The organism is Mycobacterium sp. SMC-16 (genome assembly GCF_046250085.1).
Classification (GTDB): Bacteria; Actinomycetota; Actinomycetes; order Mycobacteriales; family Mycobacteriaceae; genus Mycobacterium; species Mycobacterium phocaicum.
Genome location: NZ_CP176427.1, coordinates 5,443,392 through 5,469,967, shown reverse-complemented (window position 1 = coordinate 5,469,967; position 26,576 = coordinate 5,443,392). Strand labels below are relative to the sequence as shown.

27 protein-coding genes, 1 tRNA gene and 2 pseudogenes are annotated in these 26,576 nt (G+C 67.0%); 17 read left to right on the top strand and 13 right to left on the bottom strand.

What is annotated here, in order from left to right:
• Positions 1 to 40 precede the first annotated feature (40 nt).
• Entirely contained in the window at positions 41 to 658 is a 618-nt protein-coding gene (locus tag ACJEIK_RS26780) for a TetR/AcrR family transcriptional regulator (RefSeq protein ID WP_234785592.1), read from the bottom strand.
• Between the two features lie 92 nt (positions 659 to 750).
• Here ACJEIK_RS26780 and ACJEIK_RS26775 point away from each other — a divergent pair, with 92 nt between their 5' ends.
• The 10 genes from ACJEIK_RS26775 to egtE all read left to right on the top strand — a co-directional run bounded on the left by ACJEIK_RS26775 (position 751) and on the right by egtE (position 11,274).
• Positions 751 to 1,776 (top strand): MCE family protein, encoded by a 1,026-nt coding sequence (locus ACJEIK_RS26775; protein ID WP_409430602.1) that lies wholly within the window; start codon positions 751 to 753, stop codon positions 1,774 to 1,776.
• Positions 1,769 to 2,944 carry an MCE family protein gene (locus tag ACJEIK_RS26770; RefSeq protein WP_409430601.1) on the top strand — a complete coding sequence of 392 codons (1,176 nt, stop codon included), beginning with the start codon at positions 1,769 to 1,771 and terminating at the stop codon, positions 2,942 to 2,944. Before ACJEIK_RS26775 ends, ACJEIK_RS26770 begins: the two co-directional genes overlap by 8 nt.
• 44 nt (positions 2,945 to 2,988) lie before the next feature.
• The gene (locus ACJEIK_RS26765) at positions 2,989 to 4,161 is read left to right on the top strand and encodes an NADH:flavin oxidoreductase (RefSeq protein WP_409430600.1); all 1,173 of its coding nucleotides are present in this window, start codon (positions 2,989 to 2,991) and stop codon (positions 4,159 to 4,161) included.
• Between the two features lie 12 nt (positions 4,162 to 4,173).
• Complete coding sequence (locus ACJEIK_RS26760) at positions 4,174 to 5,010, top strand: mycofactocin-coupled SDR family oxidoreductase (RefSeq protein WP_064857723.1); 837 nt, start codon at positions 4,174 to 4,176, stop codon at positions 5,008 to 5,010.
• Positions 5,011 to 5,041: 31 nt separating this feature from the next.
• On the top strand, positions 5,042 to 5,686 hold the full coding sequence (locus ACJEIK_RS26755) for a sensor domain-containing protein (RefSeq protein WP_409430599.1): 645 nt from the start codon (positions 5,042 to 5,044) through the stop codon (positions 5,684 to 5,686).
• A gap of 174 nt (positions 5,687 to 5,860) precedes the next feature.
• Positions 5,861 to 7,147, top strand: a complete 1,287-nt coding sequence (gene egtA / locus ACJEIK_RS26750) for an ergothioneine biosynthesis glutamate--cysteine ligase EgtA (protein ID WP_409430598.1) — start codon at positions 5,861 to 5,863, stop codon at positions 7,145 to 7,147.
• Complete coding sequence (gene egtB / locus ACJEIK_RS26745; RefSeq protein WP_060998836.1) at positions 7,144 to 8,451, top strand: ergothioneine biosynthesis protein EgtB; 1,308 nt, start codon at positions 7,144 to 7,146, stop codon at positions 8,449 to 8,451. Before egtA ends, egtB begins: the two co-directional genes overlap by 4 nt.
• Positions 8,451 to 9,134: an ergothioneine biosynthesis protein EgtC gene (gene egtC / locus ACJEIK_RS26740; RefSeq protein WP_226519936.1), complete on the top strand. Its 684-nt coding sequence runs from the start codon at positions 8,451 to 8,453 to the stop codon at positions 9,132 to 9,134. Before egtB ends, egtC begins: the two co-directional genes overlap by 1 nt.
• A 14-nt stretch (positions 9,135 to 9,148) precedes the next feature.
• On the top strand, positions 9,149 to 10,144 hold the full coding sequence (egtD, locus tag ACJEIK_RS26735) for an L-histidine N(alpha)-methyltransferase (protein ID WP_409430597.1): 996 nt from the start codon (positions 9,149 to 9,151) through the stop codon (positions 10,142 to 10,144).
• Positions 10,141 to 11,274 carry an ergothioneine biosynthesis PLP-dependent enzyme EgtE gene (egtE, locus tag ACJEIK_RS26730; protein ID WP_409430596.1) on the top strand — a complete coding sequence of 378 codons (1,134 nt, stop codon included), beginning with the start codon at positions 10,141 to 10,143 and terminating at the stop codon, positions 11,272 to 11,274. The genes egtD and egtE overlap by 4 nt, the downstream gene beginning before the upstream one ends.
• A gap of 3 nt (positions 11,275 to 11,277) precedes the next feature.
• On the opposite strand, the gene ACJEIK_RS26725 is transcribed toward egtE, so the two are convergent.
• Genes ACJEIK_RS26725 through ACJEIK_RS26710 form a run of 4 tightly spaced genes read right to left on the bottom strand, consistent with a single transcriptional unit; the run spans position 11,278 to position 14,387 of the window.
• Positions 11,278 to 11,973 (bottom strand): class I SAM-dependent methyltransferase, encoded by a 696-nt coding sequence (locus ACJEIK_RS26725; protein ID WP_409430595.1) that lies wholly within the window; start codon positions 11,971 to 11,973, stop codon positions 11,278 to 11,280.
• A 9-nt stretch (positions 11,974 to 11,982) separates the two neighbouring features.
• Entirely contained in the window at positions 11,983 to 12,708 is a 726-nt protein-coding gene (locus ACJEIK_RS26720; RefSeq protein ID WP_133426469.1) for a class I SAM-dependent methyltransferase, read from the bottom strand.
• A 17-nt stretch (positions 12,709 to 12,725) separates the two neighbouring features.
• Positions 12,726 to 13,595: an oxidoreductase gene (locus tag ACJEIK_RS26715; RefSeq protein WP_133426313.1), complete on the bottom strand. Its 870-nt coding sequence runs from the start codon at positions 13,593 to 13,595 to the stop codon at positions 12,726 to 12,728.
• A 15-nt stretch (positions 13,596 to 13,610) separates the two neighbouring features.
• On the bottom strand, positions 13,611 to 14,387 hold the full coding sequence (locus tag ACJEIK_RS26710) for a PadR family transcriptional regulator (protein ID WP_133426314.1): 777 nt from the start codon (positions 14,385 to 14,387) through the stop codon (positions 13,611 to 13,613).
• Positions 14,388 to 14,582: 195 nt separating this feature from the next.
• On the opposite strand from ACJEIK_RS26710, the gene ACJEIK_RS26705 reads away from it, so the two are divergent.
• Positions 14,583 to 15,728 carry a cation:proton antiporter gene (locus tag ACJEIK_RS26705; protein ID WP_409430594.1) on the top strand — a complete coding sequence of 382 codons (1,146 nt, stop codon included), beginning with the start codon at positions 14,583 to 14,585 and terminating at the stop codon, positions 15,726 to 15,728.
• Positions 15,729 to 16,220: 492 nt separating this feature from the next.
• Positions 16,221 to 17,492, top strand: coding sequence for a hypothetical protein (locus tag ACJEIK_RS26700; protein WP_409430593.1), 1,272 nt, complete (start codon positions 16,221 to 16,223; stop codon positions 17,490 to 17,492).
• Between the two features lie 61 nt (positions 17,493 to 17,553).
• Here ACJEIK_RS26700 and lfrA read toward each other — a convergent pair whose 3' ends face one another.
• From lfrA to ACJEIK_RS26685, 3 genes and pseudogenes are all read right to left on the bottom strand, one after another.
• The gene (lfrA, locus tag ACJEIK_RS26695) at positions 17,554 to 19,074 is read right to left on the bottom strand and encodes an efflux MFS transporter LfrA (RefSeq protein WP_064857711.1); all 1,521 of its coding nucleotides are present in this window, start codon (positions 19,072 to 19,074) and stop codon (positions 17,554 to 17,556) included.
• Positions 19,075 to 19,118: 44 nt separating this feature from the next.
• Complete coding sequence (locus ACJEIK_RS26690; RefSeq protein ID WP_409430592.1) at positions 19,119 to 19,694, bottom strand: TetR/AcrR family transcriptional regulator; 576 nt, start codon at positions 19,692 to 19,694, stop codon at positions 19,119 to 19,121.
• Between the two features lie 291 nt (positions 19,695 to 19,985).
• Positions 19,986 to 20,267: pseudogene (locus ACJEIK_RS26685) on the bottom strand (integrase core domain-containing protein); the annotation flags it as partial.
• Positions 20,268 to 20,468: 201 nt separating this feature from the next.
• Between ACJEIK_RS26685 and ACJEIK_RS26680 the strand changes: the two are divergent.
• Positions 20,469 to 20,570 (top strand): annotated as a pseudogene (locus ACJEIK_RS26680) (helix-turn-helix domain-containing protein); the annotation flags it as partial.
• Between the two features lie 32 nt (positions 20,571 to 20,602).
• Here ACJEIK_RS26680 and ACJEIK_RS26675 read toward each other — a convergent pair.
• The gene (locus tag ACJEIK_RS26675; RefSeq protein WP_103850854.1) at positions 20,603 to 21,538 is read right to left on the bottom strand and encodes an IS3 family transposase; all 936 of its coding nucleotides are present in this window, start codon (positions 21,536 to 21,538) and stop codon (positions 20,603 to 20,605) included.
• Entirely contained in the window at positions 21,535 to 21,825 is a 291-nt protein-coding gene (locus ACJEIK_RS26670; RefSeq protein ID WP_103850853.1) for a transposase, read from the bottom strand. The genes ACJEIK_RS26675 and ACJEIK_RS26670 overlap by 4 nt, the downstream gene beginning before the upstream one ends.
• Before the next feature lie 131 nt (positions 21,826 to 21,956).
• Between ACJEIK_RS26670 and ACJEIK_RS26665 the strand changes: the two genes are divergently transcribed.
• The 3 genes from ACJEIK_RS26665 (at position 21,957) to ACJEIK_RS26655 (ending at position 24,735) form a co-directional block, all read left to right on the top strand.
• Positions 21,957 to 22,370, top strand: coding sequence for a hypothetical protein (locus ACJEIK_RS26665; protein WP_064858326.1), 414 nt, complete (start codon positions 21,957 to 21,959; stop codon positions 22,368 to 22,370).
• A gap of 107 nt (positions 22,371 to 22,477) precedes the next feature.
• A complete protein-coding gene (locus ACJEIK_RS26660) occupies positions 22,478 to 23,923 on the top strand; it encodes a DDE-type integrase/transposase/recombinase (RefSeq protein WP_409429946.1) in 1,446 nt (481 codons plus the stop codon).
• Positions 23,920 to 24,735, top strand: a complete 816-nt coding sequence (locus tag ACJEIK_RS26655; protein WP_073694342.1) for an ExeA family protein — start codon at positions 23,920 to 23,922, stop codon at positions 24,733 to 24,735. Before ACJEIK_RS26660 ends, ACJEIK_RS26655 begins: the two co-directional genes overlap by 4 nt.
• A gap of 86 nt (positions 24,736 to 24,821) precedes the next feature.
• On the opposite strand, the gene ACJEIK_RS26650 is transcribed toward ACJEIK_RS26655, so the two are convergent.
• The gene (locus tag ACJEIK_RS26650) at positions 24,822 to 25,481 is read right to left on the bottom strand and encodes an IS3 family transposase (protein WP_409431765.1); all 660 of its coding nucleotides are present in this window, start codon (positions 25,479 to 25,481) and stop codon (positions 24,822 to 24,824) included.
• 14 nt (positions 25,482 to 25,495) lie between these two features.
• Positions 25,496 to 25,789: a transposase gene (locus tag ACJEIK_RS26645; protein ID WP_061001527.1), complete on the bottom strand. Its 294-nt coding sequence runs from the start codon at positions 25,787 to 25,789 to the stop codon at positions 25,496 to 25,498.
• A gap of 181 nt (positions 25,790 to 25,970) precedes the next feature.
• Here ACJEIK_RS26645 and ACJEIK_RS26640 point away from each other — a divergent pair, with 181 nt between their 5' ends.
• Positions 25,971 to 26,405 carry a DUF4262 domain-containing protein gene (locus ACJEIK_RS26640; protein WP_234785346.1) on the top strand — a complete coding sequence of 145 codons (435 nt, stop codon included), beginning with the start codon at positions 25,971 to 25,973 and terminating at the stop codon, positions 26,403 to 26,405.
• 49 nt (positions 26,406 to 26,454) lie between these two features.
• Here ACJEIK_RS26640 and ACJEIK_RS26635 read toward each other — a convergent pair.
• Positions 26,455 to 26,528, bottom strand: a tRNA-Pro gene (locus tag ACJEIK_RS26635).
• Positions 26,529 to 26,576 lie beyond the last annotated feature (48 nt).

Here is a 26,576-nt window from a genome sequence, read left to right as displayed (position 1 = left end):
GACAGGCCGCGCCCGCTCAGGGTGCGGCCTGTCGTCTGCGCTATGCCTGTCCGTCGGGCGCCAGGCGGTTCGCGGCCACTGCTCGATAGCCCGTGGTCAGCAGTTCGACGATCCGTTCCTCGAGCTCGGTGGAGTCGTCGTCGGCGGCGATGGTCGACACGTACATAGCGGCACCCGCCGCCATGATCAGGACGGCGCGCGCGTCCAGTTCCGCACTGCGCCGCTCCTCGGCGGTCTGCGCTCCGACGTCGTCGGCGAACAGTTCGACCGCCGGTCCCGTGAACCGATTCCACAGCGATCGCCCCAGTTGTTTGTCTTCGACCAGAGCCTGGGTCAGGTCGGGTGCCGCAGCCTTCATATCGGGGCGGTTGAACAGGGCACGGCTGCCCCGGACGACGAAATCTATCCAGCCGTAGACATCGGTTCCATCAAACGGCGTCAGGTCGGGTGCCACGCCCATCACCGCATCGATGACCAACGCGGCCTTCGACGGCCAGCGTCGCGCCAGGCTGGCGCGTGTGACGCCGGAGCGTTGCGCGACGAGCCGCATGCTCAATGCCTGAAACCCGACCTCCGACAGGAGCTCCCGGGTCGCGGTGAGTACGCGGTCGTCGATACTCGCGTCCCGCGGCCGACCCGGACCTGACTGACTGCTCACGGGTCCATCATCACAGCACCCGATCCTCGGCGATGTCATTGACGCGACCCCGGTAATTAGTGTACCACTGGATCACTAATTAAGGAGTTGCGATGACTGCCGGGGCGAAGGTGACTGCGTTCACCGTGGTGATGCTGTTGGTCGCCGCCGCGCTCGTGGTGGTGTTCGGCCAGTTCCGGTTCGGGGCGGGCGAGCGGTATCACGCCCAATTCGCCGATGCCTCACGCCTGAAAGCCGGGCAGGACGTGCGGATGGCCGGGTTGCCGGTGGGCAAGGTCGACCGGGTGTCGCTGCGCCCCGACAACACCGTCGACGTCCTGTTCAGCGTTGATTCGCGCTACCGCCTGTACACGTCGACCAGGGCCGTCATCCGCTACCTGAACCTGACGGGCGACCGTTATCTCGAATTGGCCTTTGCCGCAGGGGAATTGCATGTGCTGGCGGCCGGGGCGACCATCCCGCTGAGCAATACCCAGCCCGCGGTCGACCTCGACGCGCTCCTCGGCGGACTGCGCCCCGTGCTCAAGGGCCTCGACGGAGAAAAGATCAACGCCATTACCGCCGCCGTCATCGATCTGCTGCAGGGCCAGGGCGGTACTGTGTCGCAACTGCTTTCGACGACAGGCAACTTCACGCAGAACGTCTCCGGGCGTGATCAGCTCATCGGTGATGTCGTCGGCAACCTCGACACCGTTCTCGGCACCGTGGATTCGAAGAGCCGGCAGTTCAGCACCAGCGTCGACACACTGCAGAACCTGCTGACGGGTCTGGCGCAGGACCGCGACACCCTAGCCGGCGCCATCGCGCCACTGGCCGCATCATCGGACGAACTGACCCAGATGCTCGACCGTTCGCGGCGACCGGTCCAGGGTGTCATCGAAAATGTGCGTCCCTTCGCGCAGCGGGTCTACGCGCGCAAGGCCGAAGTCAACGCCGCCATCGAGCCTCTCGCCGACAGCTACCTGCGGCTCAATTCACTTGGCGCATATGGTGCGTTCTTCAACATCTTCTTCTGCTCCAGCAAGATCAAGCTCAGCGGCCCGGCCGGCAGCGACATCATCATTCCCATCGGCGGAGCGCCCGATCCATCGAAGGGGCGGTGCTCGGAGAATGGGTGACCGACGCCTTGGGTTGCGCGGCGTCGCGATCCTGGCCTGCCTTGCCGTTGTCGTATCGGGCTGTCAGTTCGACGGTCTGAATTCGCTTGCGTTGCCGGGCACGGCCGGGCACGGCCCCGGGTCGTTCGAGGTGACCGTCGAGCTGGACAACGTCGTCGGCCTACCGCAGAATTCGCCGGTCAAGGTCGGGGACGTCACCGTGGGAAGCGTCTCCGGGGTCGCCGTCATGCAACGGGCCGGCAGCACGGTGTATGCGGCCGTTCGTCTTTCGCTGGACCGCCAGGTGGAACTACCCGCGAACGTCTCGGCGGCAGTGGGACAAACGTCGCTGCTGGGTTCCCAGCACGTCGAACTGATACGTCCGACTGACCGGCCGGCGCCCGCCAGACTGGCGGATGGCGCCCACATCCGACTCGGTCGGACGGGTCACTTTCCCACCACCGAAGAGGTCCTGGGCGCGCTCGGCGTCATCGTTAACAACGGCAATCTCGGCTCCCTGCAGGACATTACAGACGCGGCGTATGCCGCAGTGGTTGGACACGCGGCGACGTTCCCCGGATTGGTGGCGAAGCTGGCCGAACTGACCAGGTTCCTCGATGCGCAGACGTCCACCATCATCTCGGTGGCGGAAGGTATCGACCGCACGGCGGCCGCATTGGCGCGGGGCGCCGACGCACTGGGGCGGACGCTGCAGACGCTGCCCGCCGCACTCGACGTGCTGAACCGAAATCGCACCAACATCGTCGCGGCGTTCGAGGCACTGCGCAGACTCGCCTCGACCGCCGAACGCGTTGTGTCGCAGACAAAAGTAGACCTCGCCGCCGACCTCAGGGACACCTACCCACTCATCAAAGCCCTCAACGACAACGCCGACGACTTCATCCACGATCTGGAAATCCTGCCCACGTTCCCGTTCGCCCAGAAGTACCTGCGCAACGCCGTTCGCGGCGACTATCTCAACGTCTTCTCGACGTTCGACCTCACCCTCCGGCGGCTCGGCGAAAACCTGCTCACCACATCGCGACTCGACCCCAACATGCCGCGCTTGTCCGAGATCGTCGATCCACCGGATTTCCTGATGGGCGCACTCTCCAACCTGTCGGGGCAAGCCGCCGACCCGTTCCAGATTCCACCGGGAACCGCCACGCAGCACGGAGCGAAGCCGTGAAAGATGTTGTCGCATCGAGATTTGCCGAGAGGATTACCGAAAGCATGACACCCGACCCATTCCAGCCGGCCAAGCTCGGTCCGATCACGTTGCGGAATCGGGTGATCAAGGCCGCGACGTTCGAGGCGGCGACCCCGGATGCGCTGGTCACCGATGATCTGATCCGGTATCACCGGCTGCCGGCCGCCGGTGGGGTGGGGATGACCACGGTCGCCTATTGCGCGGTGTCCCCGGGTGGGCGTACCGATGGGTGGCAGTTGTGGATGCGTCCCGAGGCCGTGCCCGGGCTGCGCAGACTCACTGATGCGGTGCACGGCGAGGGGGCGGCGATCAGCGCGCAGATCGGGCACGCCGGCCCGGTCGCCAACCCCCGCACCAACAAAGCCCACGCCCTGGCCCCGGTGCGGTTCTTCAACCCGCTGTCGATGCGCTTCGCCAAGAAAGCCACCCGCGCCGACATCGACGCGGTGATGGCCGCGCACGCGAACGCCGCCACACTCGCGATCGAAGCCGGGTTCGACGCCGTGGAAGTCCATTTGGGCCACAACTACTTCGCCAGCTCCTTTTTGAGCCCGTTGATCAATAAGCGCCGCGACGAGTTCGGCGGCTCGCTGGCCAACCGGGCCAAGGTGGCCCGCGGCACCGTGGCCGCCGTACGCGAGGCCGTGGGGAATCAGATCGCGGTGATCGCCAAACTCACCATGACCGACGGCGTGCGCGGCGGCATCCCCCTCGAGGAGTCCCTGCAAACCGCCCAGTGGCTGCAAGAAGACGGCAACCTCGATGCCCTCGAGCTCACCGCGGGCAGCTCGCTCGTGAACCCGATGTACCTGTTCCGCGGCGATGCCCCGGTCAAAGAGTTCGCCGCCAACTTCAAGCCACCGCTGCGGTGGGGCATCCGGATGAGCGGACACAAGTTCTTCCGCGAATACCCGTACCGGGAGGCGTTCCTGCTCGAGCAGGCCCGCCAGTTCCGCGCCGAACTGTCGATGCCGCTGATCCTGCTGGGCGGCATCACCAACCGCGACACCATGGATTTGGCGATGGCCGAAGGTTTCGAGTTCGTGGCGATGGGCCGGGCCCTGCTGGCCGAACCTGACCTGCTGAACCGCATCCAGGCCGACAACACCACGAAATCAGGCTGCACACACTGCAATCTGTGCATGCCCACCATCTACACCCGGACCCACTGCGTGGTCACGGGCAAACCGAACTGAGATAGGAGCTGTATGGGCGACTTTGACGGCCTCGTTGCGCTGATCACCGGCGGGGCAAGGGGAATGGGCCGATCGCACGCGGTGGCACTTGCCGAGGCAGGTGCGGATATCGCCATCTGCGACCGCTGCGAGAACAACGACCAGATCGCCTATCCATTGGCGACCGAAGCGGATCTGGCCACCACCGCCGAGATGGTCGAGGCAACCGGAAGACGTTGTCTCACAGCGAAACTCTCGACGGCCGACCGTGGTGCGCTGGAGCAGTTCGTCGCTCGCGTCGAATCGGAGTTCGGGCGCCTGGACATCGCCGTCACCAATGCCGGCGTCAGCGCGATCGCGATGCTGCCCGACGTCCCGTCGGCACAGTGGGATGAAGTGATCGGGTCCAACCTCACCGGCACGTTCAACACGATCGCCGCGGTGGCGCCGGGCATGATCACACGCGGATTCGGCCGGATCGTCACGGTGTCCTCGATGCTGGGCCGCAGCGGAAATTTCGCGCAGGCCGCGTATGCCGCCTCGAAGTGGGGCGTCATCGGATTGACCAAGGTCGCCGCGCACGACCTGGCCGGACACGGAATCACCGTCAACGCGGTGGCGCCCGGCAACGTCGAAACCCCGATGACCTTCAACGACGCGTTGTTCGGCGCCATGCGCCCCGATCTGGATCAGCCGACGCTCGCCGACGTGGAATCGGTGTTCGCGTCGTTGCACCTGCAGCCGGTGCCCTTCCTGAAGCCGGCGGAAATCACGCGCGCGGTCATGTTTTTGGCGCACCCGGGCAGCACCCACATCACCGGGACGGTCCTGCCGGTCGATGCGGGCGCCACCGCCCGGTTCACCGGCTGACGCGAGCGCCGCAACTGGCATCATCGAAGCCATGATTGCGCGTCCGATCTGGTTCACAGCCTGCGTCACCGCGGCCCTCGCCCTGGCGCCGACCGCGGCCGCCAGGCCGTCGGACCCGGGTGTGGTGTCGTACGCGGTCCTGGGCAAGGGATCGGTCGGCAATGTGGTCGGCGCTCCGATGGGCTGGGAGTCCACCTTCACCGCGCCGTTCCAGGGCTTCTTCGTCGACCTCCCGGCGTGCAACAACTGGGGCGACATCGGCCTGCCCGAGGTGTACGGCGATCCGGACCTGGCGTCGTTCAATGGCGCCGTGGCGCAGACGTCGGCGACCGATGACAGTCACGCGGCCAAGCAGGTGGTGGGCGTCTTCGCCACCGCCGACGCCGCGTCGCGTGCGTTCCACCGCGTCGTCGACCGGACTGCCGGGTGCTCGGGGCAGACCACCGCGCTGCACCTCGAGGACGGCCGGACCGAGGTCTGGAGCTTCGCGGGTGCCCAGGCCGGCCCGACGGACGAGGCGTGGGTCAAGCAGGAAGCGGGCACCGATCGGCGCTGTTTCGCGCAGACCCGGCTACGCGAGAACGTTCTGCTGCAGGCGAAAGTCTGTCAGTCCGGCAACGCCGGCCTCGCCGTCAACGTGCTGGCCGGCGCCATGCAGAACGCGTTGGGGCAATGACGGGGCCCGGGATGCGTCAGGCATCGCACATATATTGCGCAGATTTTTGTCGGTGCCTCATGGCATCGTCGGACGAACACGTATTGCTCGGGACGAGTCTCAACTAGGCCTGGTCCGGGAACACCAACCAACGGATGCGGGGACCGGCCCCGAATCTCGGAAGGGGATGTTCAGATGGGCACCGCTACCGCCGTGCGCCGGCCGCACGCCGAATACCCCGAGTTGTCGAGCGCGTACGGCGCCGCCCTGCTGGCCGGCGGCGGGTGCCTGCGCGACGGGCCGGTGGGTCGCGTCGGGCTCGAACTCGAGGCGCACTGCTTCGACCTGTCCGACCTGACGCGGCGACCCGGCTGGGATGAACTGACCGAAGCCGTCGAGGCCGTACCGCAACTGCCCGGCGGCAGCGCGATCACCATGGAGCCCGGCGGCGCCATCGAACTGTCGGGCCCACCGCTGGACGGTGCCGGGCCCGCGATCGCGGCGATGCAGGCCGATCAGGCCGTGCTGCGGGAGTCGTTGCGACGCCGCGGCCTGGGGCTGCTGCAGGTCGGTGTGGATCCGCTGCGGCCGCAGGCCCGGGTGAATCCTGGCGGTCGGTATCGGGCCATGGAGGCGTTCTTCGCGGCCGGCGGGACCGGTGCCGCCGGGGCCGCGATGATGACGTCGACCGCCTCCCTGCAGATCAATGTCGATGCCGGCCCGCGTGACGGTTGGGCCGACCGCGTTCGCCTGGCCCACGCGCTGGGCCCCACCATGATCGCGGTGTCGGCGAGTTCACCGATGCTGGGCGGCGAGTTCACCGGCTGGCAGAGCACACGTCAGCGGATCTGGGGCCAGTTGGACACCGCCCGCTGCGGTCCGGTTCTCGGTGCCAGCGGTGACGATCCGGCCAACGACTGGGCGCGCTACGCCCTCAAGGCGCCGGTCATGCTGGTGCACACTCCGGAGGCAGAGCCGGTCACCGAATGGGTGCCGTTCGCCGACTGGGCGGACGGGCGGACGCTGCTCGGCGGCCGCCGGCCCACCGAGGCCGACCTGGACTACCACCTGACGACGCTGTTCCCGCCGGTCCGGCCGCGGCGCTGGCTGGAAATCCGCTACCTCGACGCCGTGTCCGACGACCTGTGGCCGGCTGTGGTGTTCACCCTGGTGACGCTGCTGGACGACGCCCGCCTGTCGCAGATAGCCTGGGAGGCAACGGAATCGGTCGCCACGGCATGGGATCAGGCGGCACGGGTGGGACTGGCCGATCCGCGGCTGCGCGAGGCGGCGGTGCGGTGCGTGCAAGCGGCCGCCGACGTCGCGCCCGCCGATGTGGCGGATTCGATGGACCGGCTGCTGCGCCAGGTGACCCGGGGCCGCAGTGCGGCCGACGATTTCGCGGACCGGGTCGTCGCGCACGGAATTGATGCGGCCATCGCCGGGTTGGCATCTGATGACCGGCTGAAAGGTGGGGCGTGAGTACGCGCGAGCTGTTGGCCCGAGGGCTGACCAGGGCCCGGGACCGGACGCTGGCCCTGGTCGAGTTCGACGATGCCGAACTGCTGCGCCAGTACGACCCGCTGATGAGCCCGCTGGTGTGGGACCTCGCGCATATCGGCCAGCAGGAAGAACTGTGGCTGCTGCGCGGCGGTGATCTGGGCCGTCCCGGCCTGCTGCCGCCGGACGTCGACAGCCTGTACGACGCGTTCGTGCATTCTCGCGCCAGCCGGGTGTCGCTGCCGCTGTTGCCGCCGACCGATGCGCGCGCATTCTGTCGGACCATCCGGTCCAAAGCCCTTGACGCCCTTGACCGGGCGCCCGACGAGGCTGCAGCCCAGTTCCCGTTCGCCCTCGTGATCAGTCACGAGAACCAGCACGACGAGACCATGCTTCAGGCCCTGAACTTGCGCAGCGGTCCGCCGTTGTTGGGGCCGGGCGCCGTCCTGCCGCCGGGGCGTGCCGGGGTCGCCGGTACCTCGGTGCTGGTGCCCGGCGGGCCGTTCGTGCTCGGTGTCGATGCGGCCGACGAGCCTTTCGCACTCGACAACGAGAGTCCCGCGCATGTCGTCGACGTGCCGTCGTTCCGGATCGGCCGGGTACCGGTCACCAACGCCGAATGGCGTGAGTTCATCGCCGACGGTGGCTACCGGCAGCCCCGGTGGTGGTCTGCGGCGGGCTGGGAGCATCGGAAACAGGCGGGTCTGGTGGCGCCGCAGTTCTGGAGTGCCGACGGCACCACCCGGGTCCGGTTCGGTCATGTCGAGGACCTGCCGCCCGACGAACCGGTGCAGCACGTCAGCTTCTACGAAGCCGAGGCGTACGCGGCCTGGGCCGGCGCGCGGCTGCCCACCGAGGTCGAGTGGGAGAAGGCCTGCACCTGGGATCCCGCGGCCGGAGCCCGGCGCCGATACCCTTGGGGTGCAGCCGAACCCGACGCGAACCGTGCCAATCTCGGTGGAGATGCGCTGCGCCCGGCGCCGGTCGGGGCGTATCCGGAGGGTGCCTCGGCCTACGGCGTCGAGCAGCTGCTCGGCGACGTCTGGGAGTGGACCACCTCCCCGCTGCGGCCGTGGCCGGGATTCACGCCGATGATCTACGACCGCTATTCGCAGCCGTTCTTCGAGGGCACCGGCAGCGGCGACTACCGGGTGTTGCGCGGCGGTTCCTGGGCCGTGGCGGGCGATATCCTGCGACCCAGCTTCCGCAATTGGGATCACCCGATCCGTCGCCAGATTTTCTCCGGGGTTCGCCTGGCCTGGTCGTGTGACGAGGAGCGCGGCTGATGTGTCGTCATCTGGGCTGGCTCGGCGCCCCGGTCTCGGTGTCGTCGCTGATCCTGGAACCCGCGAACGGGCTTCTGGTGCAGTCGTATTCGCCCCGACGGCAGAAGCATGGATTGCTCAACGCCGATGGCTGGGGCGTCGGGTTCTTCGACGGTGCGACACCGCGCCGCTGGCGCAGCGCCGCGCCGTTGTGGGGTGACGCGTCGCTGGCGTCGGTGGCGCCGGCGCTGCGCAGTGAGTGTGTGGTGGCCGCTGTCCGGTCGGCCACCGTCGGGATGCCCATCGAGCCGTCGGCATCGGCGCCGTTCACCGACGGAGACTGGCTGTTGTCGCACAACGGCGTCGTCGACCGCGGGGTGCTACCGGTGTCCCGGACCGCCGAATCGACGGTCGACAGCGCGATCCTGGCCGCCCACATCTTCACCGAGGGCCTGGACAACCTGGGGGACACCGTGCGCAGGGTCGGGGAGTCCGACCCGTCGGCGCGGCTGAACATCCTAGCCGCCAACGGTTCCCGCATGCTGGCCACCGTGTGGGGCGACACGCTGTCGATACTGCGGCGGCCCGACGGCGTGGTGCTGGCCAGCGAGCCCTACGACGACCACCCCGACTGGCAGGACATTCCAGACCGTCACCTCGTCGAGGTGACGGCCGCCGGCGTCGTGCTGACGCCACTGACCTGAAGAAGAGGACCACGATGACACCGAGCAAGACGGCACCGCTGCTGACCAACCATCTCGCCGCCGACTGGGCGCCCCGCGCGTTGCGGCGCGATGTCCGGGAGGGCCTGGCGCAGTCGCCGAAATCGTTGCCGCCCAAGTGGTTCTACGATGCCGTCGGCAGTGACCTGTTCGATCAGATCACCCGGCTGCCCGAGTATTACCCGACGCGCACCGAGGCGCACATCCTGCATGAGGCGGCCGGCGCGATCGTGGCGGCCTCCGGCGCGGACACTCTCGTCGAGCTCGGCAGCGGCACGTCGGAGAAGACACGTATCCTGCTCGACGCGTTCCGGGACGCCGCGGCGCTGCGCCGGTTCGTGGCGTTCGACGTCGACGAGAACGTGCTCAGTGCCGCGCTCACCCAGTTGTCCGACGAGTACGACGGCGTCGAGATCAGCGGGGTGCGAGGCGATTTCGAGCAGCACCTGGGTGAGCTGCCCGTCGTGGGCCGTCGGCTGATCGTGTTCCTCGGGTCGACGATCGGCAACCTGACGGCCGGTCCGCGGGCGGAGTTCCTCGCGAGCCTGGCGGCGGCGATGCGACCGGGCGACACGCTGCTGCTCGGCACCGACCTGGTCAAGGACACCACCCGGCTGGTGGCGGCGTACGACGACAGCGCCGGGGTCACCGCGCAGTTCAACCGCAATGTGCTGGCGGTGGTGAACCGGGAGCTGGATGCCGATTTCGATCTCGACCGCTTCGAACATGTGGCACGATGGAACACCGAACATGAGCGTATCGAGATGTGGCTGAGGTCTGTTGTCGCGCAACGGATTCAGATACGTGAGCTGGATCTGTCGGTGGAGTTCGAGGCGGGTGAGGAGATGTTGACCGAGGTGTCGTGCAAGTTCCGCCCCGAGGGCGTCGCGGCCGAATTGGCGGCCGCCGGACTGCGGCAGACCGACTGGTGGACCGATCCCGCCGGGGACTTCGGGCTGTCGCTGGCGGTCAAGCCGGACCAGCGGACGTGACCGGGGCCGACTCCGCCGTCGCGCGCCTGTGGCGCGCTGCCCGGCCCAGACCGCTGGGCCTGCATTTCGACAACGCCGCCTGCTCGCGGCAGAGCTTCGCCGTCATCGACGCCGCGACCCAGCACGCCCGGCTGGAAGCGCAGGTTGGCGGTTATGTGGCAGCCGAATCCGCCGAACCCGTTTTGGACGGCGGGCGTGCCGCGGTGGCCGCGCTGACCGGGATGGCTGCCGGTGACGTGGTTTTCACGACCGGCTCCAACAACGCACTCAACCTCCTGCTCAGCAGTTGGGACGGCGAGAAGACCGTGGCGTGCCTGCCGGGCGAGTACGGCCCCAATCTGGTGGTGATGGAAGCCAATGGATTCACCGTCCGGGAGCTGCCGGTCGACGGTCAGGGCCGCGTCGACGTCGAGGTGGCGGTCGCGCTGATGCAGGGTGACCCGCCGGCGCTGGCCCATTTGACGGCGCTCGGCAGTCACCGTGGGGTGGCCCAGCCGTTGTCGGAGTTCGTGGCGGCGTGCCATGCGATCGGGGTGCCGGTGGCGGTGGACGCCGCTCAGGCGCTGGGCCACCTGGACTGTGCGGTGGCTCCCGACGTCATCTACGCGTCGTCGCGGAAATGGCTGGCCGGGCCGCGCGGGGTCGGCGTGCTGGCCATCAGTTCGTCTGTGTCGCACCGGCTTCGGCCGCGCATCCCGCTGCCGGAATGGGGGACGCCGCTACCGGTGCTGAAACGGCTTGACCTCGGTGAGGCCAATGTGGCTGCGCGCGTGGCCTTTTCGAAGGCCCTCGAAGAACATCTGGTGGCCGGGCCGGAACTGGTGCGGGCGCGGCTGGCCGAGGTGGGACGCCTGACACGCACCGCGCTCGCGGGATTGCCCGGGTGGCGAGTGGTCGAGGACGTCGATGAGCCCACGGCCATCACCACGCTGGAGCCGACTCGTGGCGCCGACCCGAACTCCGTGCGCACCAAGCTGATTACCGAACACCACGTCGTCACGACGGTGGCCGGCATCGAGCGGGCGCCGTTCGAGATGAAGATTCCGGTGCTGCGGGTTTCGCCGCACGTCGATGTCACCGGCGAAGAACTGGAGTCTTTCGCCGGTGCGCTGACTGCCGCGTCGACCTGACCGTCAGGCCTTGTGTGCCGTGAGCAGGAACGCCGGCATCTTCAGCCGGCCCTTCTCGTCGAGGGCGTGCGGAGGCATCTCGAGCGGGGGCTGCCCCGGCAGCGACGGCGGCGCGACCATGCCGGCGTGGATGAACGCCGGTCGGATCTCGTCGATGGCCCAGTACTTTCCGACGGCCTCACGCAGCTCGTCCTCGGTGACCTCGTTCGGCTTCATCTCGGCCTCGGCCGGAAACGCGCCCTTGGCGAACACCAGGATGAAGTACTTGGCGCCCGGCGCGGCCGCGCGGAACACGGCCTGCTGGTAGCCGTCGCGCGCCTCGACCGGAATCGAGTGGAACAACGTCGAGTCCATGATCGTGTCGAAGCGTCCGTCGAATCCGGTGAACGAGGTGATGTCGTCTTCGACGAATGTCGCGTTGGTCAGATTGCGTTCGGCGGCAGCCTGTTTCGCGGCCGCGACCGCGGTGGGGGACAGTTCGATACCCACCACGTTGTGGCCCGCCGCGGCCAGCGCGAGGGCCAGCTCCGCGTGGCCACAGCCCGCGTCGAGGACCTCGCCGGTGACCTGACCGGCGTCGATCAAGGCAGCCAGTTCGGGCTGTGGCTCCCCGATGTTCCACGGCGGCGGACCGTCGAACCCGCCCTCCTGCCGATAGACGCTGTCCCAATCCATCACTTCATTCGACGAGTCGGTCATGCGTCCAACCTACGCGGGCGGCCGCCGGGTGGCGACGGCTATCTGCGGCGAATACAGGCCGCTGCGCAACTCGATGTCGACGCCGGCTGCGTCGGCCAAGGCCCGCAGTGCGGACGGGCTGTAGGCCCGCAGTGAGCTGATGACGCCGTCGTGCACGAACGGCACGAACGGGGCGAGCGGCAGCATGGCGGCGAGCCGCATCAGGTGCAGCGGCGACGGCGGCCGAGGCAGGTCGATGATGAGCAGCTTGTCCGCCACGCGGGTGCACTCCGCGAGCACCCGCACGGCGGCGGACGGGGGCAGATGGTGGAACGACAACGCGAAAACGGCCAGGGCATAAGCACTGTCGGCCGCGTCGATGGCCGTCGCGTCCATGCCGCGCACCGTCACCCGCGGATCGGAACCCAGGTCACCGGCGGTGATGGCCGCGACCGAGTCGGGCTCCAGGTCGGTGACCGTCAGCGTCGCCGTGGGGTGCATCTCCAGCACTTTTTTCGACAGCCCGCCGTGGCCGGCTCCCAATTCGAGGATGCGCGGGTCGGGAACGTCGGCGACTTCGTCCATGACGATGTAGGCGAAACGCTCGTGGAGGCCGAACCAATTGCCGGTGAGCTCCAGCGCGCGCACGACGCTGCGCTTGACGGCGGGATCGACGTCGTCGCGGTCGAGGTATTCGGGCTGATCGGTCTGCAGCGCGCGATCGAGGCACGAGGCGCGGGGACCGCCGCGCGGCATGCGATCGATGTCTGCGCTCAACCGAGTGCCTCGGTCAGAGCGGCGGGCACCTCGATGTCGGCCACCGCGAGGTTCTCCTCGAGATGCGCGACGGACGACGTACCGGGGATCAGCAGCATATTGGGTGCCGCGGCCAGGGTCCAGGCCAGCGCGACCTGTGCCGATGTCCGGCCGAGTTCGCCTGCCGCCTTGCGGATTTCAGGGTGGCCGAGCACCGGGTTCTCCGGATTGAACGCCGACCCCAGCGGGAAGAACGGGACGAACGCGATGCCGCGTGCGGTGCACGCGTCCAGCACGGGCTGCGAGGACCGGTCGAGGAGGTTGTAGGCGTTCTGGACGCACGCGATGTCGGTGCGCTGCAGCGCGATCTCGAGATGCTCGAGGGAGATGCTGCTCAGGCCGATGCCGCCGATCAGCCCCTCGTCGCGGGCCTCGATCATCGTGGTGAGCTGGCGGTCGAACAGTTCGCGGTCGACCTCGCCCGGGGCGCTGGCATCGCCGTCGGGGCCCATCACGCGCAGGTTCACCGCCGCGAGCCGGTCGGTGCCGAGGGTTTCCAGGTTCTGCTCGATGGCGGCCCGCAGTTCGGCGGGCTGCTGTGCCGGCAGCCAGGCGCCGGTCTGGTCCCGGCGGGCACCGACCTTGCTGACGAGCGCGAGGCCCTGCGGATAAGGATGCAGGGCCTCGCGGATCAGCTGGTTGGCCACGTCGGGGCCATAGAACTGCGCGGTGTCGATGTGGTTGACGCCGAGCTCCACCGCGCGTCGCAACACGGCGAGCGCCTGGTCGCGGTCGCGGGGCGGGCCGAAAACGCCGGGCCCGGGCAGCTGCATGGCGCCGAATCCGATCCGGTGGACCTGGTACTGGCCGAGCGCGTGCGTCGTCATGTAGCCAGGCTAACGCTAGTCGGACTCGCCGAGAATCTGGTAGATCTCGCGGCGGGCGTTGTTCACGATGTCCAGGATGCGTTGCTGCTGTTCGGCATTCGCGGAGTGCACCGACTGCGCGACGGCGCCGAACAATTGACCGAGCGCGTTGCGCAGGTTCAAGGCGGCAGGATCGGCGCCTTCGGCGATCTCGTCCCAGGGCGCGGTCTCGATCGCGTCGGCGGCAGTGCGGCCGTCCTCGGTCAGCTCGAAAGTCTTCTTGCTGCCCTGACTCTCGGCTGGCGTGATGAGACCCTCGTCCTCCAGCAGCTGCAGGGTGGGGTAGATCGAACCTGGGCTGGGCTTCCACAGGCCGTCGCTGCGCGCGGCGATCTCCTGCGTCATCTCGTAGCCGTGCATGGGCCGTTCGGTGAGCAGCTTGAGGATGGCGGCACGGACATCGCCGCGCCGGCTGCGACCACTGCCGCGGCCGCGGCCGCCATGACGCCGCCCGCGGGGACCGCCCGGTCCGAAGGGGCCGGCGCCGAAGCCCGGACCGAAGCCGGGGCCGAAGCCGAATCCCGGTCCGAATCCGAGACCGCCCTCGCCGCGGTGATCCCGCACATGATCGCGGAACTGTTCGCGCATCTCCCGACGGGCTGCACGGCGTTCGTCATGTCGAGCGCGCCGGTCGGCGGGGCCGACGAACGGTGACCGGTCGCCGGGTGTGAAACCGAAGCCGCCTCCGTGGGAGGGGCGGTTGAAGGGGCCACCGTCGAACGGGTGGCCGGGTGGGGTGAATGGGGTTTCCATAGATGTGTTCTCTCTTTCGGCGGGAGGCGCTTGGTGGCGCCTCCGATGCATTAACGATATATCGGAAACTATCGGAATGCAACAGTCCGCTGAGAGTCGGCTGCGTGCGGCCCGCGATGGGGCGCCCGCGTTTAGGGTGTGGCGATGACTTCGACCTGGCTGGATGATCCGGCCCGACTGGCCGCCGGCTGACCGGTGCGCGACTTCGGATTTCACGCCCTGGCGCTGGTGGCAGTCATCGGCCTGGTGGGGCCGCTGCTGGCGGCGGTACCCAAACTGCGCGTGCCTTTGATCGTCGGCGAACTCGCTGCCGGGATCGTCGTGGGGCGCACCGGGTTCGGCATCGTCGACGCGGATAACCCCACGTTCGTGCTGCTGGCGGACATCGGCTTTGCGCTGGTGATGTTCATCGTCGGGACCCATGTGCCGGTGCGCGACAGGTCATTACGCGGTGAGCTGCCCAGATCGCTGCTGCGGGCGGTCGTGGTGGGCGCCTTCGCCGCAGTGCTGGGGGCGGTCATCGCCCAGCTGTTCGGCACCGGCCACGCCCCGTTGTATGCGGTCCTCATGGCTTCCTCCTCGGCGGCGCTGGCGCTGCCGGTAATCCAGTCGCTGGGGCTGACGGGACCGCCGGTGCTGTCGGTCACCGCTCAGATCGCGATAGCCGACGCCGCGTCGATTGTGTTGTTGCCGTTGGTCATCAATCCGGCAGGCGCTCCGCGGGCGGCGGTGGGCGTCCTGGCGATCGCCGCCTGTGCGGTCCTGCTGTACTTCTTCTTGCGGTACGAGGCAAAGCGCGGATGGCTCAAGCGGATGCACAAGTACTCACACCGTCGGCACCTGGCGCTCGAACTGAGGATCAGCCTGATCGTGCTGTTCGGCCTGGCGGCGCTGGCGAAATCGACGCACGTGTCGATCATGCTCGCGGGCTTTGCGCTTGGCCTGTGCCTCTCGGCGATCGGCGAGCCGCGGCGGCTGGCGCGCCAGCTGTTCGGCATCACCGAGGGATTCTTCGCGCCGTTGTTCTTCGTCTGGCTCGGCGCGTCGTTGCAGGTGCGGGAACTCGGTGAGCATCCGGGTCTGATCGGGCTGGGTGTGGCGCTGGGTGTGGGAGCCGTGCTCGCTCATCTCAGTGGTCGGCTGTTCGGGCAGCCGATTTCCCTTGGGGTGCTGGCGGCCGCGCAATTGGGCGTTCCGGTGGCCGCCGCGACTTTGGGGACCCAGCAGCAGCTGCTGAGTCCGGGCGAGCCGTCGGCGCTGATTCTCGGCGCGCTGCTGACCGTCGTGGCGACGTCCGTGGCCGGCGGGATCGCCCGACGCCGGCAAACTCCGGTGTCCTGATTCGCGGCGTGCAGCCAGGCTCGACGCACCGTCTCAGCATGTGGACACCCGCACAGTGGGGCGCGCTGTCTGCGACCCCACCGCGGCTACGACTGACGCACGCGCAAGTTACGCGTAGCGAAATTTGCTGAAACTGCAATTTTTCGACGTATGGCCTTTTTGGCGTGCTGTGCACTCCACGGTGTGACGTGCGTCTCGTCGCGTTGGGGACGGTCCGTCGTGTGGGTGGCCAAGATTTGGGCGGTTCTGCTGGCCAAATTGCTGATTCTGTAGCGAAGCTAACTTGCCCGCTCGAATAGCAATCTAACGCGATCGGCAATTTCCTGGCTATCCGATTTTGGTTAGCTGGGAAATGTGTGGGTTGGTCAAAAATGGCCATCTACAAGGGGTAAATTTTTCGGCCACACGGGTGTCGCGATAACTGGGAGGACTCAAATGCAGCTCACAATGAAGCCGTATATCACTGCGGGCGTTGCCCTCGCGGGAGCGAGTGTGATTGCTGTGGCGCCGGTGGTGCCACAGACCGAAACCCACTTGCCTGCGGTTTCGCATGTGCAGGTTTCCGATGTACACCTGACCGCACTGGTCAACCCGATCGTGGCACTCGGCGACATCTACAACGCCCTGGCCGAGACCGTCGGGCAAACCAGCTACATGGTGGAGACCAGCGTGAATCCGCTGGTGCGCCAAGTTGTGCTCGATGCGAACTACGGTCTCCAGCAGGGCATGCAGTTGATCGGCAACATCACCGGCGCGACGTTCACCCTCGGTGGTGCGCTGCCGGGCACTCTCGCAAACGTGCTGGGCAACCTCGGCACGCTCAATGTCAACGGCGCCATCGACTCGTTGGTGGGCGGTCTGCTCCCGGGCGGCCTGCAGTTGATCACCGGCATCAACGGCCCGGTGCAGAACATCCTGCAGCAACCGTTGGCCGTGGCGGAGGCGATGGTGCCCGCCGTGCTGGACTCGGTCACCGCGCTGGTCGCCGGCCTGGCGATCTCGACCGTCGGAATCGGCTGCGGCGCCTGCCTCGGCACGACGCCGGTGGTGCAGCAGGTGGTCAAGAGCGTGACCGGAATTCTGCAGTCGGTGCTCACCCTGAATCCGGGCACCATCTACAACGGCGTGCTCAACAATGTGGTGAGCCTCGTGCAGAACATTCAGAAGAACGTCACCGATTTTGAAACCGGCACCGTTCCGTACATCGTCAACCGGATCATCACGGCGCTGAACGTGAACCCGAATGCACCGGGCGGCGTCACCGTCCCCGCTGCGGCGACGACGGTCGCCGCTCTGTCGGCGGCGCCGGCGGCCGAGACCGCGAAGACGGATTCGACCGACGCGGTGACGACGACGAAGAAGGCGGCCACGGCAACCGCGGCGACCTCTACCGAGGCGGCACCGTCGACCGATGCGGCGAAGGATACGTCCACGAAGGCTGCTGACACCAAGGCCGCCGACACGAAGGCTGCCACCGAGACGGCGGCGACGGACACCAAGGCTGCTGACACCAAGGATGCCGACGCCAAGGCGACCGATACCAAGGCGACGGACACCAAGGCGACCGACACCAAGGCGACCGACACCAAGGCGACCGACACCAAGGGTGCCACCAAGGACGCCGACACCGTGACGACGCCCAAGGACACGGCCACCAAGACCAAGAAGGCACAGAACCCGGTGTCGAAGGTCGCGAAGTCGATCGCCAAGGCGATCAAGGGTGCCGCCCCGAAGGCGCCGAAGGGCAAGACCGCCAGCAAGTAGCCGCTCAGCGAAACTGTGGCCCCACCGCCGAAAGGCGATGGGGCCACAGTGCGTTCAGCGACTATCGCCGGCTGCGGAAGGCGGCGGCCACGATCGCGGTGGCGACCAGCGCGAGTCCGGCCGCGGTCGCGGCGGTGGCGCCGATACCTGAATCGAACGCGAGGCGCGCCGATTCCACGAGGTGGTTGCCGAGCTCGGCCGGCAGGGTCCGGGCGACCGAGATGGCGCCGCCGATGCTCTCCCCGGCGTCGGCCGACTGTGCGGGTGAAAGTGCGCCCGGCAGTTCGACGTTCGCGCGATAGAACGCGGTGAACATGGTGCCCAGCCCGGCGGTGCCGATCACCGCGCCCAACTCGTAGGCGGTCTCCGAGACCGCGGAGGCCGCGCCGGCCTTCTCCGGTGGCACCGACGCCACGATGGTGTCGTTCGAGATCGTCTGCGACACACCGACGCCCAGCTCGAGCACGGTGAACGACACGATGACCCCGACCATCGTCAGGTCGTGACGGAACAGCAGGATCAGCAGGAAGCCGGCCGCCACCAGGAGCAGCCCGGTGACGATCAGCGTCTGCGGCGCAAACCGTTTGGTCAGCCGCACCACGGCGATGCCCGCGATCGTCGACGCCGCCGCACCCGGCAGCATGACCAGCGCGGCGGTCAGCGGGTCCAGTCCCAGGACCAGCTGCAGGTGCTGTGAGACGAAGAACAGGAACCCGATGAGGCCCACCATCGACAGGAAGTTGGCCAGGATCGACGCCGTGAAGGGGCCGTGGCCGAACAACCGCATATCGAGAATCGGTGTGGCGCTGCGGTTCTGCCGGCGCACGAACCAGACGCCCGCGGCGATACCCAGGGCGACGGCCGCCAGCGTCAGTGTCGAGATGCCGTCGTGCGCGGCGGTCTTGATCGCCCACACCACCGGCAGCATGGCCACCAGCGACAGCAGTACGCTCAGCGCGTCGACCGGGCCCGGGTTCGGGTCCCGCGATTCGGGCACCAGCTTGGGCGCCAGCACCAGCAACGGCAGCAGGATCGGCACGGCGATCATGAAGACCGCACCCCAGTGGAAGTGCTGGAGCAGTACGCCACCGACGATGGGGCCCAACGCCGAACCGGCCGCGAAGCACGACGCCCAGATGGCGATGGCGAGCCGGCGCGAGGTGGCCTCGGTGAAGATGTTGCGGATCAGCGACAACGTCGAGGGCATCAGCATGGCGCCGAACACGGCGAGCGCGGCGCGTGCGGCGACCAGGTACCCGGCGCTGGGCGCGAACGCCGCGGCGGCCGAGATGGTGGCGAAGCCGACGGCGCCGATGAGCAACAGGCGGCGCCGGCCGAGCCGGTCGCCGAGGCTGCCCATCGTCACCAAAAGCGTTGCCAGCACGAGCGAATAGATGTCGACGAGCCACAGCTGGGTGGCGGCCGACGGGCGGAAGTCCTCGGCGATGCGGGGCAGCGCGAAGGCCAGCACCGTGTTGTCGATGGAGACGAGCAGCACCGGCAGCATCAGCACTGCCAGCGCCCACCAATGGCGTTGTGGGGTCCGGTTCGTCACCTCGTTGGTGACGAGGCTGGTGGACATGGGGAATTACCTAACTTGTTGCGGTGAAAGCAAATTCGGGGGGATCAGGATTGATCCGGGGTGATGGTGCCGGCCGTCAGGCTGGCCATGATGGCGTCGACGATCTCGACCCGCGGCGCGATGTTCCGGCGCAGCGCCTCATATCCGGCGTCGAGCAGGGCCCAGAAAACCAGGCGCGGCCACTCCGGTGGGCTGGTCTGCGGTCGTGCCGAAACCCGCGCCAGCACTTCGGCTATCGCCTCGTCGCCGGTATCCAGAATGGCGGAAAGCTCGCGGTCCGCCAGGATGGTCGGCTCGTTGTAGACGAAGGGCACGATGGGTCCGAGGTCCAACTGCGATTCGACCACCCGGCGCAGCGCGGCGAGCGGGGGACCGCAGGCCGGCTCGGCTTTGTCGATGGCGGCGTTGCACATCTCGTGCACGTACAGGGCGACGGCGCGGATCAGCTCGGAACGCTCGGGGAAGTACCGGTGCAGGGTGCTGCGGCCGACGCTCGCGGCGGTGGCGATGTCGCTCAACGACGCCGCGGGATTGGTCGCCAGGACGCCGGTGGCGGCGTCGAGAATCGCCTTCCGGGTGCGCGACCGCACACCGGTGTCGAACGATTTCAACTCAGCCATGCGTCAAAAGTAGCACGATTGCCCGAAAATGGGACAGCGATGTCTCAATATGAGGCCGGTGAGAGTGGTCACGCCGCAGCGGTGGGAAGACCTTGTCGGCGCCGAGTACATAGCGTCACTCACCAGGTGCGCGGGGCTCTGCTGATTGAGCTCAGGTACTTCTTTCGGGCGCCAGACGTCCCAGAGTGCAAAAACCACCCGTGCATCGCGCCGACGACTGCACCCACGCACTTCTCGCCGGAATGCTGTCTTCGCGGCAGCTGGGCTTGACCCTGTTTGGTGGACACAGGGTCAGGCGGCTTGTGCCGTCTGATTGATCCGGTTTTCAAACTCGACGGGGCTGATCATGCCCAGTGCGCTGTGACGCCGGCGGCGGTTGTAGACCCGCTCGATCCAGTCACCGACGGCGAGCCTAGCGGCAGCTTTCGTCGGCCACAACCGCCGGTCGTAAAACTCGACTTTCAGTGTCGCCCATAATGATTCAGTCGCAGCGTTATCCCAGCACACCCCGGTACGGCCCACCGACCGCAGCAGGTTGTTCTCCCGGGCGAACCGAGCCAGCTGCGCCGAGGTGTTGTTGAGCGTCTCTGGGCGTGACGACCATGAGGCTTGGAGTCGTCGTTGATTCTGCCGATGCGGGGACGGGCTTTGGGGTGGGTTTGATCTTGGTGGTCTGCACCGTCAGTGTGACGAGGAACTGATGGGTGCACGGCGCCACCGCTGAATTCTTGGCAGATCTCTCCGGCGGCGCCGTGCGTAGTGCGAAAGGCACTGATGGTCACGGTAGAGGTCGATTCTGCGCGCGTCGAGTCACGGTTGGCCGCTGGGGAGTTGCGGTGTCCGTCGTGTGTGGGCGGGGTTCTGGCCGGGTGGGGCTATGTGGTTCCCCCGAGATCGTGGAGGGTTCCTTATGCCGCTTCCGGCGTGATGTTGGATTCCCTGATCTCGTAGTTGACCGGCGATAACCCATCGGCGGCGCTGTGCCGACGCTGGTGATTGTAGAAGGTGTAACACCAATCGATCACCACAGCCTGCGCATGAACGGTATCACGGAACATATTGCGGGACAACACTTCCCATTCCAATGAAGAGAAGAACGCTTCCGCGGCGGCGTTATCGAAACACGACCCCACACGGCCCATCGACTGCCGAATACCCAAGGTCCGGCACAACGTGGTGAACACCTTCGCGGTATAAGTGCTGCCGCGATCGGTGTGAAATATGACCCGTTCGGACTCCTCATCGCGCCAGATCGCTTGGCGGCCACCGCGGGCAGCTACGGCCATGTTGATTGCCGCGCACGCCAACTCGGCATCCGGGTGCAGTCCCATCGCCGCCCCCAACAACCGCCGACTGTAGAGGTCGATCACCGTCGCCAGATACAGCTTCTGCCCGCACTCGGTGGGAATCTCGGTCATATCGCCCACCCATTTACAGTTCGGCGCGGCCGCAGTGAAGTCCCGTTTGACCAGGTCAGGGAACTTCGGTGCCGTCTGGTCCTGGCGGGTCAGGCCACCCCGGCGACGGATCTTGCGGGCCACCAACCCCTGACGGCGCATCGAATCGGCCACCGTGTTCTCCGACACCTGCCAGCCCAGATCCCGCAGGTCAGCGACCAGCCGCGGCGACCCATGCAACCCCTTTGCTCTGACAAATGCGGTGCTGACTGCCTCATCGAGTGCCACGCGGCGCCGGTCGGTGTCGGTGTGCACCCCATCATGGTTGCCGGCCCGGCCAAGCCACTTATAGAACCACGACACACCAACACCCAACAGCGCGCACGTGATCGTATGGGGCACACGGTATTTGGTCCTCTGGTCGGCGATGAAGCGTGCCACGCTCACTTCGTCGCCTCCTTCACCCACAGGACCACTGATCGCTTGAGGACATCACGCTCCATCCGCAACTCAGCCACCTCGGCACGCAGGCGCTTGAGCTCGGCAACATCGTCCTTGGACAGCTCACCGCGACCTTCCCGCGCTTCCCGCGCCCGGGTCACCCAGTTGCCCAGGGTGCCCTCGTTCACCCCCAGATCCCGAGCCACCGCCGCGATCGACTTACCCGTCTCCTCGACGATCCGAACAGCCCCCTCACGGAACTCCCGGTCGTACTTCTTCCGCTTCTCTGACATCGCTACTCCTTATAGCTGATGCCTCCACGGTCTCGGGGGAAGGTCACTATGCCCGTTCTCGTCGGGTGGTCGGGACGGCCGGGTCGGTGCGGCCGCGGCGGTCTCGATGCCGTACGTGTGCGGTGACTCATGTGTTGTTGCCGGTGACGTTGTTGCTGCGTAGGGCTTATGCCGCGGAGGTGATCTGGGAGGCGTTGGCTGCCAAGGCTGCCGGTGTGGGGCACCGCGGGATCGCGGCAAAACTCGGTGTCCCGGCGTGCACGGTGCGGGGGTGGCTGCGGGTCATCGCGGCTCGGGCCGAGGCGGTGCGGCACTGGTTCGTGACGATCGCGCTCACTGCGGGGGTGGATGTGTCGATCCCGAAGTCGACCGGCTCAGGGTGCGGGGATGTGTTGGCCGCGATCAGCACGGCGACCGAGGCGATCACTACACGGTTCGGGCCGGGGATGCTGCTCGGCGCGGTGACGGCTGCTGCGGTGGCTGTGGCTGGTAGCGGTGCTCGGCTGCTCTGTCGGGGGTGGCCACCGGCGTCGGTGGCGTGGTGATGCAACACCAGCTGCCTCTGCCGCGCGCGGTGGGAATGGTTCATCGTCGCGGGGATGGCTGCCCGGCAACGGGTTTGGGCGGCATCACTTGTTGAGGAGATGTTGGATTGACAAGCGAAGAGGCCAAGCGACGTGAACGTGCCCAGGCAGTGGGGTTGTTCCGGTATCAGTTGATCTGCCCGGCGCTCGATCCCGGACTATCGACCAAGGCTCGGGGTCGGCTGGTCCGCCAGATCGCCGCGCGGGCGCACACCGATCCGTTCGGGGCCCGGGTGCGCTACTCGCGTGACACTCTGGACCGTTGGATTCGCCGCTACCGGGCCGGCGGATTCGATGAGTTGATTCCCTCGCCCCGGTCGGTGGCCCCGCGTACCGATGCCGCGACCCTGGAGTTGGCGGCTGCACTCAAGCGGGAGAACCCGTCCCGCACCGCCGCCCAAGTCGCGCGGATCCTGCGGATCAGCGCGGGTTGGGCGCCCTCGGAATCGACGCTGCTACGCCATTTCCGCCGCTGCGAGCTGATCGGCCCGAACCTCGATGAACAGCCGGCGGTGTTCGGCCGGTTCGAAGCCGAAAACCCCAATGACCGCTGGACCGGGGACGCCCTGCACGGCCCCCGTATCGGCGGGCGCAAGACGTATCTGTTCGCTTTCATCGACGATCATTCCCGACTGCTGTGTGGGTATCGGTTCGGGTTCGCCGAAGACGCTGTGCGGCTCGGCGCTGCACTCGAGCCGGCGCTGGCCAGCCGCGGAGTCCCGGGCAGTGTCTATGTCGACAACGGCTCGGCGTTCGTGGATACCTGGCTGCTGCGGGCGTGCGCGAAACTGGGGATTCGGCTGGTGCATTCCACCCCGCACCGGCCCCAAGGACGGGGCAAGATCGAGCGGTTCTTCCGCACCGTGCGTGAGCAGTTCCTCGTCGAAATCACCGACAGTAGCGCCGAGGACCTGGCCGCGGCCGGCCTCGAGGCCCGCACCGCGCTCATCGAGCTCAACCGGTTGCTGACCGCGTGGGTAGAAACCGAGTACCACCAGCGGATTCATACCGAGACCGGGCAGTCCCCAGCCGATCGCTGGCAGCAGGGATGGTCCCGGCTGGGACGGACCCCGGCGATGCCGACCGCAGCTGATCTGACCGAGGCGTTTCTGTGGTCGGAATACCGGGTGGTGACCAAGACCGCGACAGTGTCGTTGCACGGCAACACCTTCCAGGTCGATCAAGGGTTGGTGGGACGCAAAGTGGAGTTGGTGTTCTCCCCGTTTGACCTAGAAACCGTCGAAGTGCGCTACCACGACACCAGTTACGGCAAAGCCCTGCCCCACAACATCACTCGACACGTCCATCCCAAGGCCCGGCCCGAAACTCCCGAGAATGCTGCGCCGCCGGCGACAGGGATCGACTATCTGCAGTTGACCGCGGCTATTCATCATGAGCAGATCCGCGCCGATCGGCGCATCGGCTACGACGCTCTCTTCGGCGCCCACACCCCCAAAGCCTGCGAACTACCGAGCATCACCGGCATCGACGACCAGGACGAGGCATCAGCATGAGTATCGAACGGCTGCAATCCTATTACGGCTTCACCCGGATGCCGTTCGGGCGGGGTTTGGCCCCGGCGATGCTGCACCGCCACCCCGGCCACGCCGAAGCCGTCGCCCGGATCTCCTGGTGTGTGGATCAGCACGCTATCGGAGTCATCACCGGAGAAGTCGGCGCCGGCAAGACTGTGGCGATCCGCGCCGCGACCGCCGCCCTGGATCCGGCGCGCCACGTCATCATCTACCTACCCAACCCCTCAGTCGGAGTACGCGGCATGCTGCACCACATCGTCACAGCACTGGGGCGGGTGCCCAGTTTCTACACCGCTACCCTGGCCCCGCAAGCCGCCGACGCGCTGGCCGCCGAGCACGCCGAACGCGGCCGAACCCCGGTCGTGGTCATCGATGAAGCTCACCTGCTCGACAACGCGCAAATGGAAGCCATCCGCATGCTCACCAACCACGACATGGACAGCGGGTCACCGTTCGCCGCGTTGCTGGTCGGACAACCCACCCTGCGTCAACGACTACGCCTGGGCGTGCTGGCCGCACTCGATCAACGCATCGCCGTGCGCTATGCCCTGGCCGGGATGACACCTGCCGATACCGCCGACTACATCGGCCATCACGCCAAGGTCGCCGGCCGCACCGACCCGCTGTTCTCCGACGACGCGATCACCGTGATCCACAACGCCGCACGCGGATACCCACGCGCAGTCAACAACCTCGCCCTACACGCCCTGACCGCCGCCTTCGCCGCCAAGACAGCGATCGTCGACGAGAAATCAGCTCGCATCGCCGTCACCGAAACCGGCCACGACTGAATCACTAACCACGCGACGTCACCGACCCGACGACGCCGTCACCGATCCGACCAAGGCCCTGCCCGCTCACGCGGGCAGGGCCTTCATCACTTCGACATCACCGGCAACGAGAATGACGCCATCCTTTGCACCCTCAGCGACGAGCAACAGGTGTACTGACAGCCCCGATCGGCATGGAAAATCACCTTCTCCGGCAACGGGCCACGCAACGCGATCGCCATCGTCAACGCCGACTCGACAACATCGGTATGCAGGGTATCGGCGATCGCCCAACCGATCACCCGCCGCGAATGCCCGTCCCGTACCGCCGCCAGATACAACCAGCCTTCCCCAGTCCGCAGATAGGTGATGTCGCTGGTCCACACCGCGTTGAGCACACCGGTATCGAAACGACGTTTGACCAGGTCCGGGATCGCTTCGGCATCCGGGTCCGCCACGGTGGTCGGCGGACCGAAAGTGCGCGGACTGATCCCGAACAAACCTTGGCGGCGCAGTGATGCCGCCACCGTCTTGCACGAGACCACCCAGCCATCCTCCCGTAGATCGGCCAGGATGCGCGGTGCGCCGTTCACCCCGTCGGAGTCGGCATGAAACCCCGCAACTGCGGTGTCGAGGCGCTTACGGCGCTGCTGGGCCGGCGTAGGACCGGCAGCGTCGGCCACACGCCACTTGTAGAACCCCGACCGCGATACCACCAGCAGTCGGCACATCCGCACAATGCTGAAGTTCGCCTTCTCCGCCTCGATGATCCGGTAAGCATCTACCGGTTCTGTTCGGAGGCGAAGAAGGCTGCCGCTTTTTTTAAAAACTCACGGTCCAAACGCAATTCAGCGTTCTCCTTGCGCAGCCGCTCCAACTCGGCGCGCTCATCAACATCAAGCACCCCGCCAGTATCCCCGGCCGACTCGCGGGCCTGGCGCACCCACCGACCCAACAACTGCTCACCCAGATTCATCTCCGCGGCCACATGCGCGATCGGACGTCCCGTCTCGATCACCAGGCGGGCAGCCTGCTCCCGAAACTCCGGGGTGTACTTCTTACGCTTGCCCGCCATACGGACATCCTTCCCGCAGGACCAGCAGTCCCACCAGTTAGGTGTCCACCATCAGGGGTCAAGCCCACAGCGGCCGAACTTGTCGGTGGGCGGGTAGAGGCTGGGCCCAACCAATCGGGAAGGGGTGGGTATGTGCTGGAAATGCGATAACCCAAACGGCACCACTGAGGAGTACCTCGACATGTTGCGCGGGATCATGAAAGACCACGGCTGGGCCGTCCAGTTTGTCGAAGACAATCGCCGGCCATTCGCGTACACAATCGGTTTGCACAACCTGGGTTTGCCTGAGCTGCTGGTCACGGGGTTACAGCCGCAGACGGCCGGCCGGGTGCTGAATTCACTCGGACATCAGATTGTTGACGACGGTACGTTTCTGCGGCCCGCCATGCATATCGACTATCAGGGCGAGTTCATGTTCGAGGTCATCGATGTCGAACATCCGGACGTGCATCTGAAGTACGCGGTCGAACTCTGTAGCCCGCGAATCCGCGCGTTCCAACTCGTGTGGACCGATGCGCGTGGCCACTGGCCGTGGGAGAGAGGCTGGAGCCACGGTCGCCGCAGGCAACCGGTCCTTGGTGTCCGCACTCAGCCGAACGGCGACGCAGCCTCGTGAAAGACGAAGGCCCTGACCAGATTTCCCTGGTCAGGGCCTTGCTCACTTGTCGGGGTGGCGGGATTCGAACCCACGACCTCTTCGTCCCGAACGAAGCGCGCTACCAAGCTGCGCCACACCCCGTGTGAAGCCACGACAGCGTATCGCACCGGGGGCCTCAGAAGCCAAACG